Annotated in this window: 11 protein-coding genes; 7 read left to right on the top strand and 4 right to left on the bottom strand. The window is 31.4% G+C overall.

The features are described from left to right. Nucleotides 1–382 precede the first annotated feature (382 nt). Complete coding sequence (locus EI427_RS11440) at nt 383–655, bottom strand: DUF6150 family protein (protein WP_205727850.1); 273 nt, start codon at nt 653–655, stop codon at nt 383–385. Next, complete coding sequence (locus tag EI427_RS11435; protein ID WP_126614706.1) at nt 645–914, bottom strand: hypothetical protein; 270 nt, start codon at nt 912–914, stop codon at nt 645–647. Before EI427_RS11435 ends, EI427_RS11440 begins: the two co-directional genes overlap by 11 nt. Before the next feature lie 288 nt (nt 915–1,202). Here EI427_RS11435 and EI427_RS11430 point away from each other — a divergent pair, with 288 nt between their 5' ends. Both EI427_RS11430 and EI427_RS11425 read left to right on the top strand, forming a co-directional pair. Beyond that, nucleotides 1,203–2,570, top strand: a complete 1,368-nt coding sequence (locus EI427_RS11430; protein WP_126614704.1) for a GAF domain-containing protein — start codon at nt 1,203–1,205, stop codon at nt 2,568–2,570. A 158-nt stretch (nt 2,571–2,728) separates the two neighbouring features. Continuing rightward, complete coding sequence (locus tag EI427_RS11425; protein WP_126614702.1) at nt 2,729–3,235, top strand: hypothetical protein; 507 nt, start codon at nt 2,729–2,731, stop codon at nt 3,233–3,235. 67 nt (nt 3,236–3,302) lie between these two features. On the opposite strand, the gene EI427_RS11420 is transcribed toward EI427_RS11425, so the two are convergent. Further along, entirely contained in the window at nt 3,303–3,716 is a 414-nt protein-coding gene (locus EI427_RS11420; protein WP_126614700.1) for a hypothetical protein, read from the bottom strand. A 206-nt stretch (nt 3,717–3,922) separates the two neighbouring features. Between EI427_RS11420 and EI427_RS11415 the strand changes: the two genes are divergently transcribed. The 3 genes from EI427_RS11415 to EI427_RS11405 all read left to right on the top strand — a co-directional run bounded on the left by EI427_RS11415 (nt 3,923) and on the right by EI427_RS11405 (nt 9,655). Then, entirely contained in the window at nt 3,923–4,504 is a 582-nt protein-coding gene (locus tag EI427_RS11415; protein WP_126614698.1) for a cytochrome b/b6 domain-containing protein, read from the top strand. Nucleotides 4,505–4,859: 355 nt separating this feature from the next. Continuing rightward, a complete protein-coding gene (locus EI427_RS11410) occupies nt 4,860–6,110 on the top strand; it encodes an exonuclease SbcCD subunit D C-terminal domain-containing protein (RefSeq protein ID WP_126614696.1) in 1,251 nt (416 codons plus the stop codon). A gap of 2 nt (nt 6,111–6,112) precedes the next feature. After that, nucleotides 6,113–9,655 carry an AAA family ATPase gene (locus tag EI427_RS11405; protein WP_126614694.1) on the top strand — a complete coding sequence of 1,181 codons (3,543 nt, stop codon included), beginning with the start codon at nt 6,113–6,115 and terminating at the stop codon, nt 9,653–9,655. Between the two features lie 3 nt (nt 9,656–9,658). On the opposite strand, the gene trhA is transcribed toward EI427_RS11405, so the two are convergent. Continuing rightward, complete coding sequence (gene trhA / locus EI427_RS11400; RefSeq protein WP_126614692.1) at nt 9,659–10,357, bottom strand: PAQR family membrane homeostasis protein TrhA; 699 nt, start codon at nt 10,355–10,357, stop codon at nt 9,659–9,661. A gap of 267 nt (nt 10,358–10,624) precedes the next feature. Between trhA and hutG the strand changes: the two genes are divergently transcribed. Next, a complete protein-coding gene (hutG, locus tag EI427_RS11395) occupies nt 10,625–11,614 on the top strand; it encodes a formimidoylglutamase (protein ID WP_126614690.1) in 990 nt (329 codons plus the stop codon). Nucleotides 11,615–11,663: 49 nt separating this feature from the next. Next, nucleotides 11,664–12,326 carry a uracil-DNA glycosylase gene (ung, locus tag EI427_RS11390; protein ID WP_126614688.1) on the top strand — a complete coding sequence of 221 codons (663 nt, stop codon included), beginning with the start codon at nt 11,664–11,666 and terminating at the stop codon, nt 12,324–12,326. Nucleotides 12,327–12,365: the final 39 nt, after the last annotated feature.

The following is a 12,365-nucleotide window of genomic DNA, read 5'->3' as shown; positions in this document are numbered from 1 at the left end:
ATAAAGGGTAGCGAAATACGCCCTAGAGGTATTAGAAAGGGTCGAAATCTTCTAATACCTCTTTTTTTTATGGCTTATATTTTACTACTCTATTTTTTAAAATAATGCCTAAAGATTTTCTTTAGATTATTCTGCTATTGATTAATTACTATTGGTTATTGCTGTTTATTTTGATTGCTATTTTATTATTTTTTCATCTTTCAATCGTTGTTGTAACATTGTTATCACACTGGCCTCTGAGTTGCTTACAAAAAAGAGATAAACCTCTCTTAATTGTTCTGTCGTCAGATTGCTTAATACTCTTTTGTTTTGCATAATTATATTTGTAAATCACTTGTTAACACTCTTTATTTATCCTATTTTTAATCGTTATAGATTTCACCTATAGCATCTGTAGGATTAAATCAGCTCTGTATCGCTGTCCTACTAAATAAATTCTTTCATCCGCTACATATTCAGAGTCTACAATTAGATAATCAGGGTTTCTAAAACTATCATTGCTAATAGTTCCATTACTACTAATAGCCTTATTTGATATAAATACCTTAATATCTGCTTTGTATTGTGTTGTAGTTATAAATACTTTAGTTGGTTGTTTATCTGCAAATGAGCAAAGCACCAATACAGAGACCATTAGGAGAAGTTTAATTATCATTTGCATAGTTCTTACTCATTATGATGTTTATGTTCTCTAGAGCTCTATTATTAGCTTCTTTCAATACTTTAAATTCTTCCAATAAATCTTCGGTTTGAAATAAATTTTGTTGTACTGTTTCTAAATTAGATGGACGAACCTTGCTTAATTCAACTAAAGTATCTCCAACTGATTTTTTAAGCTCATCAATTTCCTTCTGTAAATAGTCTGAGTAGTTTTCTAATAGTCTTTTCTTTCTTAAAACATTTACATAACTCATAATTTCAGTACGTTTTTTGCGTTAAATAAAAAAGTCAGTCCTATAAAATGTTTTTTTAAGTTTGCAACAACTGAAAAGAACTACATTTTATAGAAACTGACTAAATATTTTTATAATGTTTTTTATAATTTGTGATTTTAAATACTGATTTACAGCTACTTAGAATCATATTAAAAACATTTACGTTTCTTTTTTGAGTGATAAAATTTCTTAAGGGAATAAACAACACTAATTCAGTATCAAAATGCCCTTTTAAAGGCAAAGAATATAAAGATTGAGCATTGTAAAATGAATATTTTTCAACAAATTTTTAATATAGGAATAGATAAAAATGTATTTGGAATCACTAAAGAAAAGGTGATTACAACAAATCAATTTGCATTTTATCTCACAATATTCCAGATCTTTTACTTGATTTTAGCCATAATAAAAGTTCCTGTATTAATACAGTGGCCTTTAATGGGAATCTTAGGAAACCTTACGGTATTAGCCCTTAATCATCTTCGATTATACAGCTTGTCGAGGATTTTAATGAGTACAATGCCAATGGCAGTTGTGGTAATTTACAATTCTTACCTTACTCCATTCGATGCGGCACCAAGAGTATCTGGGTATATAATTGGTGTAGTGCATTTACTAATTCCTTTCTTAATTTTTGATGTAAAAGAAAAGTACTATCAGTGGAGTCTATTTTTCTTGTTAGGAGCAGGGTTAATAAGTATGTTCTATTTGTCAGACCTTTTAGTAGATCCACTCATTGATTACGACAAAATGTATACTCCTAAATCTAAAAGAGGAGTAATAATTGGTATTATTGGTTTTGCAGTTTTATTGTATTTAATGCAAAAGGAACGTATGCGATACCGTTTAGAAAGTGAAAGATTAACAGATGAAAGTTTAAAAAGAAATGAGCTTTTAGAAGCTTCAGAAAAAGGTTTAAGAGATGCTTTAGATAAGGTGAAACTTACTAAAGTACAAGATGAAAATAGAACGTGGAATACTCAGAAAATATCAGAATTTAATGATTTAACACGTTCAGTAGAGAATTTAGAAGATTTGATAGACCAGTCTGTTAGCTTTTTAGCAAGAGAATTGAACTTAAATCAGGTTGCTATTTATTCTAAAGTAGAAGATAAAGTAAGAGGAGATTATCTAAGAAGACAATCTGTTTTTGCATACGATAGGAAAAAATATCTCAACGCAAATAAGATAGAACAAGGTGAAGGATTAATAGGGCAATGCTTTATTGAAAGAAAACCAATTATTCTAGAGGAAGTTCCAAGTGGTTATTTAAATATTAGCTCTGGCTTAGGAGATTCTACAGCTTCTTTTGTGGCAATTTACCCATTACTTGCTTACGATAAAATTGAAGGAGTTATTGAAGTAGCATGTTTTAATGTATTATCAGAATACCAACTTCAGTTCTTAAAAAGAGTTTGTGAGAGTCTTGCAATTACTATTTTAAACAAGCTAGCCTCGGAGAAATTAAAGGTATTATTACAGACTTCTCAAGAGCAAGCAGAACAAATGAGATCGCAAGAAGAAGAAATGCGTCAGAATTTAGAAGAAATGCGAGCCACTCAAGAAGAATTAAACAGAAAAGAACTTGATTATTTGAATGAAATTGAACGTCTCAGAATGTTAAGCGAGGATTAAAAAGTCCTTTTTTGATGTAAATTTAGCAGTTTTTGAAAATAAAAAGCTATTACTCTTGTAAATTGGTAGAGTTTATATACTTTTGTGTATGGCAATTATAAATCAGTTATATTTATAAGGTCATCAAAATTAAATGTCCACATCAAACTTTTAGTCCAATGAGTTATAATTTCTACAAAGAAACAAGCGTACCGGTAGGTGAAAAATTAAGAAATAATCCAATAGGAGTTGTTTACGGTTTTGAAGCATATGCAGCAGGTGAAACGAAAATGTCTATGTTTTCGGATGATCAAAAAGAGCAGCTAAATGTTATTTGTGATAGAATTTTAATGAATTTGGCAGCTAACCCTGATAGAATCTATAGAATTTCTTTAGAGGGTAGAGGACAAGCATCTGGTGAAGCAGATAATCGTAACCTTAAGTTAGCTAGTTTGAGAGGTAAATATATGCGCGATGTAGCATATAAGTATATATTGTCTTATGAAAAAGATGGACAAACAATGGCATCTTTTGTTTTATCAGGACAATTAACACTAAGAGTAATAGATATTAGACCATTCTATGATATTGAAAAAGGTAGAATATTATGGGCAGATGGTAAAGCTGGAGATCGTAAATTCCAAAGATCGAAAGTGAACGTATATTATGAGACAAAATTGAAATAGTGCAAAACTGGACATTTTGGACTCATTAAAAAAGGCTACTTCGGAAACGAAGTAGCCTTTTTTGTATTTATGAACTCATGTGGTAGTCGGCTCCATTCCATAAAACGGAAAGACCACCTGCATATTCTGTAATAGAAACGCTTTGTGTTTTCTCTCCTTTCTTATAGAATGTAACAACACTCGGAGTTTCTTGATTTGTAATAGGATAAAAACCTTTTAAGACTTCTTCGTGGAAAGAACCACTTTTATCTTTAAACGATAATATTAGCTCGCCAGAGTTTTTGTGATAAGTTACATGTACTTTTACTTCAGAGGTATGCCCAAATTCAACAATAAAGAGCTGAATTTTATCTTCAAATTTACCGCCTTGGTCTACAAAGCTATTAAGTAAAGGATAAGGTTCTTCTGCATTTTGCCCAATTACTAAATATGAGGTAAAGAGAAATAGTAAGGTTACTAGAATTTTAAGTTGATGTTTCATAAGGGGGTTAATAATCTTTTTGAGTAAGTGCTAATAGTACAAGAAACAATACAATAACAAGAATTGAAACTGAATTGTCGGTGATTATTTATTAAATGATGCTATTTCTTTTTTATGTGCTAAGTAAAATAATATTTTATAATCTTTATCTTCTTATTAAATTGTAGCACTCAACTTTTTAATAAAACAAACTTTATCAATCTATAATGAGTAAGAGCAAACAATATTCAGGAGCACACAGGTTACTACACTGGTTAATTGCATTTAGTATGCTATTTATGCTACTCACAATTTTTTTACGCCTTAATTGGATGAACAAGTATGTAATGAGTGACATTTTAATGGAACAACTTACAAAAGTAGGAGTTGCAATTACAGAGAAGCAATCAATAAAAATTGCTAAAGTAATAAGAGGAAATATGTTTGAATGGCATATTTATGTGGGATACTTATTAATTGGTTTGTATTCATTACGTTTAGCCCTAAATGCTAAAATGCATGGTTTTAAGTTTTCGAACTTAACATCTTCTGCAATTCCAGCAAAAGAGAAGTTCCAATCATGGGTATATACTATTTTCTATGTATGTGTAGGAGGGTCTTTAATTACAGGTACTTGTATTGTTAATGATATTGGACCACATAAATTATTAGAAGATATTCATAAATTATCTCTCTACTATTTAGTTACTTTTGTGGTGTTGCACTTTGTTGGAATAGTAATAGGAGAGTTTACAAACAAACCAAATAGTGTGTCGGAAATGATACATGGAAAACAAGAGGATGAATAATTTAGTTAATATTTCAAGACCATTAAATATTTTGTAATAATAATGGTGAAAGGGTAATATTAATCATATATATTTGCGGTAGACTTAAACTTTATTATTATGCAGGGAGAAGGATTAATTTTCAAGATTCTGTTCATCGTAACATTGAGTGCAGTATTCCCAATGGTAGGATACTATTTGGACTACCGTCACAAACGTAAAATGTATCACCTTACTAAGCGCCATTTAAGGGACTTAGAAAAGGCTGACAAGAAATAAATAAAAAACCTCTTTTGAGAAATCAAAAGAGGTTTTTTTATTTTGTCTGCATCCAAAAAAAAGCTACTTTTAACTAACAATTAAACTACCCATTTTCATGAAAATGCTTCACACAGCCGATTGGCATATCGGTAAAAAACTATATGATTTTTCTTTAAATGAAGATTTTAGACAATTCATTGATTGGCTCAATTCAACTATAAGTACACAAAGTATTGATGTTTTATTAATAGCAGGAGATATTTTTGATACTGCCTATCCTTCTACTTCTAGCCAAGAAGTTTACTTTGATTGCTTAGCAAAACTTAGAAGTGATAACCCCACTTTACAAATTATTATTACAGATGGTAATCATGATAGTACATCGGCATTAAATGCTGCTAAAATGTATTTAAAGCGTGATAGCATTACTGTAGTAAGTGGATTAACCAACTCGGTTGATGATGAAATTATTTATGTTAAAAATGAAGAGGGCGATATAAAAGCAGTTGTTGCTGCGGTACCCTTTTTGAGAGACAGAGATATTAGAAAAGTAATAGATAATACGGGTATTGACGATAGGTATATAGCATTAAAAGAAGGAATAAAAAACCATTATGATGAAGTAGCAAATAGAATATCATCTTTAGCTTTAAATAAGCCTGTTATTGCAATGGGACATTTATATACTCATGGGGTATCTTCTGACCCAGATAGTGAACGTGAAATCCAAATGGGGCATCAGGCAGGGGTAGAAGGGAGTATTTTTTCTGAAGTGTTTGATTATGTTGCTTTAGGGCATATTCATATGGCACAAGCTGTAAAGGGTAATGTACCTATTTATTATTCTGGTTCTCCAATACCACTTTCTTTTTCAGAAAGAAAATACAAGCATACAGTTAGGGTAATTGATATAGAAAAAGGAGTGTCATCTTCAGCTATGGAAATACCTAAATTCAGAATCTTAAAGAAGATTGTGGGGACCTTAGAAGAAGTGAAAGAAAAAATAGAGCTACTAAACGTCTTGTCAACTCAATTGACTTGTTTAGTAGAACTTGAAATAGTTGAACCGACATATAATCCATTATTACAAGGTGAAATTGAAGCATTTAAAGCAGAGTTTAATGCTCGTAATCAAGATACAAACACCCTAATAATTAAATCTCGATTCTCTTTTGATAAATCTGTGGAGGGAGCAGATGAGCTTTATGACGAAACAGTGGACATTTCTGAATTAACTCCATTAGATATTTTCACAAGGAGGTTAGATGATGAAAGAACAGTAAACTTAGAAGCAGGTTTTAAAGATCAATTGATGGATGCTTTTAAACAATTATCAGAAGAGGTGGAAACTAAAGAAGGAGAATAGAGATGAAATTACTAAGACTTTATATAAAAAATATCAATTCGTTACGCGGAGAGAATACTATAAATTATCAGGATGATGAATTACGTGATGCAGGATTAATTGCAATCGTTGGTAAAACGGGAGCAGGGAAATCTACCATAATGGATGCAATCACTTTGGCATTATTTAATAGAGTACCAAGAGTAAACCCTAAAAATAAAATTTCGAAAAACTTTCTGTTGCAATCTGGATCAATGTTGACTAGAGGAGAGAAAGAAGGTATAATAGAATTAGATTATCAGATAACTAGAAAGGGTGAAATAGAGAAATATAGAGCAAAATGGATGGTCTCCACCAATAAGCAAGGTAAGAATGCAGGAGAAGTAAAAGACTATGATATGGAAGTAGTTGATTTAAATTCATCAACTATTCTTAATCAAAAGAAAACAGAATGCCCTACTATTAATGAAGAATTAATTGGACTTAATTTCGATCAGTTTGTAAAATCTGTCATGCTTTCTCAAGGTGAGTTTGCACGCTTATTAAAAGCAAATAAAAAGGAACGGAGTGATTTATTAGAAAAGATTACACGCTCTTTCGATTTTAGAAAACTCAGTATTTTAGCTTTCGAAAAATACAGAAATATAAATGCAATTGATAGAAAACTTCTTGATAGAATAGAGACTTTAAAGCCATTATCTGAGGAGGAATTAGCGGTAGCTGAAAAGCTTGTAAAAGAACATACAACAGTAATATCAGAAGCACAGAAAAAGCAACTTACTCTTGATAAGGGACTTGAATTAAAGAAAGAATTAGAGCGGTTATCTACTGAAATTCAAGGTAAAAAAAGTAGGATAACGACTATAGAAGAGGAGCTTAAAACAAAAAAAATTGATAAAAAAGCAATTAAAGAGCATGAACTTGTAGTGCCGATTATTCCAATCCATCAGTCGTGGGTTTATGCTAAAGAAAAGCTAGAAGAGTTAAATACAAAAAAAGCTAAACTAATAAATCAAATAGTAAAAGATAAAGTGACTTTATCTACTAAGGAAGGACAGTACACAGTCAATTTAGACGAATTAGAAAAATTGGTTCTTCAAATTGAAAATGAAGAAAAAACGTGGCTAAAGGTTGATAAAATTGATCAATCTCTCGAAATAGAAAAAGAAAATTTAAAGTCAATAAAAAAAGCTTTTGATAGTGTAAATACCGAAATATTAGAAGCGGAAAAAAAGGAAAGTGAGGCAACAGACTTTATAAGAAAATATAAAGAGGAACAACAGAATTTATTAGAGTGGTCTGAACAGAATAATGCATTAAATACTTTACAAGATCACCTTCCTTTAATTAAGGCATCAGAAAAAAAAATAATAGATAAAGAGTCTTCATTTTTTAAACAACTATCTGCTCATGCAGTAGGTGATAATGAACAGTTAAAAGGTAAGAAACTCTTAGATAGTTTATCTGTAATTAAAGGGTGGACAGCTGCAAGCCAACAACAAATTGATGATTTAAAAAAGAGTAATTCTACTGCAGAAATTAGTAATGAATTGTTATCTGAGCGCATTGATAAATTTGAAGGTGTTTATCAATCTCTGGTTAAAATAGATGACTTTAAGATTGAGCAAACGCAATATAACCTTGATTTAGAATTGGTAACTAAAGAGTTAGAAAAAAAAGTTATAGAGGTTGAAAGAGCTCAAAAGCAAGAACATTATTTAAACTTATCATTAAGTGAGTTTGTAAAAAAAATAGAACGTTTGAGTTTTGAGGTGTCAGAAAATGTAGTTACGCTTAGAAGTTTATTAAAAGATGATGAGCCTTGTGTTGTGTGCGGTGCATTGGAACATCCTGTTTCTACACAAGAAGATTATTCTTTGTTAGCCATTTCTGAATTTGAAAAAGTTAAAAAAGAAAAGGAAGATACTTTACTACTTTTTGAAAATGCACAGAAGAAGAGAGAAGAAGTAGAAAAAGAATTACTAACGTTTCAGTTGAAAAAAACAACTTTAGAGGATACATCAAATGGTTTAATTGGAAAACTTAAAGAAGAGAGACTGAAAATTGAAAAAGTAGTTTTGGAATTATCGTTGAAAGATACCAAAACAGAACAAGTAGCTGATCAACTTCATCAATTAAAAGAAGAAATGAAGAACAGACATACTATTCAAACTAAAGAACAATTACTGAATAGCTTGTTGGATATTCAGAAAATTGGAGAAGAATACGAGCAAGAATGGTCTAACTATACTACTCTTTTTACGCCATATTTATCGTTTACAGAAAACGCTTTAAATAGTTCTTTATTAGAAGAAAGTCAGGTGCTTTGGAGCAACGCAGTAAGTAGACTTAATCAGTTACCTTCTTTATTAGATAAACAGTTGGAAAACCAACAATATGTAAAGTCAATTATAACTTCTAAGCAGAAAGAAAGTACCTCTTTACAAGAGAATTTAACTTCTAGTACTTCTAGTATTACATCTCAAAAGGAAAATAGAAAAGTAGTATTTGGTGATAAAAAAGTGGCTGAAGAAAGACAACTATTTTTAAATAACAAAGATTTAAAAAATAAAGAAGTAGATGAGATTAGAAATAGTATTAGCAGTCTACAAAGTAAGCTTCAGGTAAATACATCGAGTTTAAAAACAACTGATGATGAAGTTTTAGTGCAGGAAGAGAAGCAAATAGAGACGAGAAATTCTTTTGTGAAAGCCTTGGAAGATAAATCTTTAAAAGAAGAGGATTTCTTATCTATGAAAATGGATGAATCAATTTATTCAAGGGTTAAAACATTAATTGAGTCGCTTGAAAAGAAACTTACAATTGCTCTTACAGAAGAAAAAGCAACAATAGAAGAGAAGGAAAGAGCAGAGATAAAAGATCAATTTAAAGAAGAAAATAAAGAACAGATTTTAGATAAACTACAAGAAGTTGAGTTGTTAATAGAGAATAGAACTAAAGAACTTGATGTTCAGAAAGCAACGTTAAGTATAGAAGGTGATAAAGAAAAACAACTTGTAGAAGTAAAGAAAGAGCGTAAGGAATTAGCAGCTGAATTATTGCTTTGGAAAACAATGAACTCATTAATTGGTTCTGAAAAAGGAGACAAATTTAATGTGTTTGCCCAAAGTATTGTACTCAGAAAATTACTTCATTTTGCCAATATACATTTAGAGAAATTTACGGATAGATACATGTTCTCTACTTCTAATATAAATGAGTTAGAAGACTTGTTTTTAGTAGATAAGTATGCAGGTAATCAGCAAAGAACTGTAACTTCTGCAAGTGGGGGGGAGACATTTTTATTAAGTTTGGCACTTTCTTTAGGTTTAGCAGATATGGCAAGTAACAACACAAAAGTAGAAAGCCTTTTTATAGATGAGGGCTTTGGGACTTTAGATGAAGATACACTAGACCAAGCAATAAGTGCTTTAGAAAAATTAAATGATTTAGGTGGGAAAACGATCTCTATTATATCCCATGTAACAGCTATAAAAGACCGTATTCCTGCCAAAATTCAATTAGTACCAATAGGAAGTGGAAATAGTAAAATAGAAGTAGGTTAAGGCTTAAAATACATAATAGTAAAAGCCATAGAAGATACAGCCAGCTCCTGCCATAACAAAAATGTGCCAGATGGCATGGTTGTATCTTAAACTTCTCCATAAGTAAAAAGGTACACCCAACGTATAGAATAAACCACCGGCAATTATCCAATAGATTCCATCGCCAACAGCAGTCATCATTTCTGGAAGAAGTAAGATTCCAACCCACCCAGTTCCTACATATAAAGCAACGGATATCCATTGGTATTTGTCTGCAACAATAAGTTTAAATATTGTACCTAGTATTGCAACAATCCATATAGCAATAAATAATTCTGTACCACCTTGGTTGGCTATTTTTAGCAGTGCCATTGGTGTATATGTACCAGCAATTAGCCAATAAATTGCAGAATGGTCCAAGATGACGAATGTTTTAGTATAAGCATCGTCTGTATGTATGTGCAATAATGTGGAGCAAGTAAAAAGTATAATCATACTACCTCCATAAAGCATAGCACTGATAATATATTTAGGATCGGCAACGTCAACTTTATCTAAGATTAACCATAAAGCAAAAACACTTGCCAAGGCTGCTAGGCCATGAGTAAAGCTATTAATAACTTCTTCTTCAGGGGTATCTCTAGGTATTTCTAACTCATCTGCAGTAGATGGTCCATTTATTTTAGTGTTACTAATAGTAGATGTATAAGATAGTTTTTTCATGGGATAGTGATATTAAGTACTGAGATAAGGTTTATAGTAGCGTATTCAGTAAAGACAATTTAGTATAAGACAAACAGGTCATAGGTATGGTCAATTATTAGGTAAGAAAAGTAGTTTTAATAGCAATTAGATAGCTATTAATGATGAAAATTATATAATAAGATACGATTTTTTTCGGTCATTGTCAACCTTTTTACTAATTTGTGTTCAACCCTAAAATACTATTTTACATCTTTAAATTAAATCTTGAAATAGTACCATATTACCATGATAAATAAAACATATTTGGCCACTGATCCTAGTATTTGGACAGGCCGCATAGATGGCGATACTTACGACGTATATAGATGGCATCAGAAAGTTGAAGTTATTGACTGGAGCGAAGAAGATATTCCAAATTTACAAGAAGGAGAAACGGGCATTGCAATCTTAGGTTTCATGTGTCAGGAAGGAGTAAAAAGAAACGGTGGCAGATTAGGTGCAGTAGATGGTCCTTATGAGTTACGTAGAGCATCGGCAAATTTACCTGTACATTTTCCAGAAAGTGTAAAAATGATTGATCTTGGTAATATTCAATGTTACAACGAAGATCTTGAAGAAGCACAAAAAGATTTAGGTGATGCAATTGCAAAAATATTACTTAAAGGCTACCGTCCATTAGTTTGGGGTGGAGGGCATGAAATTGCTTATGGCCATTACCTTGGTGTTAAAGCATTTATGGATAAAGTGCATCCAGGAAAACGATTAGGTATTGTAAATTTTGACGCTCATTTTGATTTAAGAGAGCCAAATCCATTACCAACTTCGGGTACTCCATTTTACCAGATGGCACAAGATCAAAAAGCGGCTAATGCTTCTTTTAATTATTTGGTATTGGGTATTCAAAAAAACAGTAATACACAAAAATTATATAATACAGCCACAGAATTAGGGGTAAGATATATTTCTGGTAGACGCTTTTCTGAATCGGATAAAGTTGCTGCTACACATAAATTAAGTGCATTTTTAGATTCAGTAGATTATATCTATCAAACTACTTGTATGGATGTGTTTGCTGCTCACTTTGCACCTGGGGTTAGTGCTTCTGCATATAACGGTATTGAGCCAAACCCTATATTTATGCGTTTATTTAAGAAGATCTATAAAAGTGGAAAAGTGATATCGTCTGATATTGCCGAATTAAACCCACGTTTTGATATTGATAAAAGGACTGCAAAGCTAGCAGCGGCGTTGTCTTTCGAAATAGTAAAATCTTAATTTAAAAAGCAGTTGATAAGTGATTTTATCAGCTGCTTTATTTTTTAGTATGATAGCAACACTCGATAAATCTTGGGAATTAAAACTCCAAGAAGAATTTAAAAAACCATATTTTGAGTCTCTCTCAGATTTTGTGACTTCAGAATATGCTAATAAACAAATCTTTCCACCTCAAGAGAAGATTTTTAATGCGTTTAATCACTGTTCTTTTGATGATATAAAAGTGGTTATTATTGGTCAGGATCCTTACCATGGAGACGGGCAGGCCAATGGATTATGTTTTTCTGTAGCAGATGGTATTAAGCAACCTCCTTCATTGGTAAATATTTTTAAGGAGATAGAAGGAGATCTAGGTATTGATAGGCCAACTTCTGGTAATTTAGAAAGGTGGTCTGAACAAGGCGTTTTACTTTTAAATGCTACTTTAACGGTAGAAGCTCACAATGCAGGTTCTCATCAAAAGAAAGGATGGGAGAAATTTACTGATGCAGTTATAAAAAAAATTGCTGAAGAGAAAGAAGGTGTTGTATTTTTTCTTTGGGGAGCTTATGCCCAGAAAAAAGGAAAAGTAATTGATACTAACAAACACTTAGTAGTACAATCTGTTCATCCCTCTCCATTATCCGCACATAGAGGATTTTTTGGGAATCATCAATTTAGTACGGCAAATGATTACCTTAAATCTAAAGGAAAATCAGTAATTAAGTGGTAGTTTAGGTACCAACAATTATAATTTTGACGTTTCTTTGTT

Source organism: Flammeovirga pectinis (genome assembly GCF_003970675.1).
GTDB classification, from domain to species: domain Bacteria; phylum Bacteroidota; class Bacteroidia; order Cytophagales; family Flammeovirgaceae; genus Flammeovirga; species Flammeovirga pectinis.
This window is presented reverse-complemented; position numbering and strand designations above follow the sequence as displayed.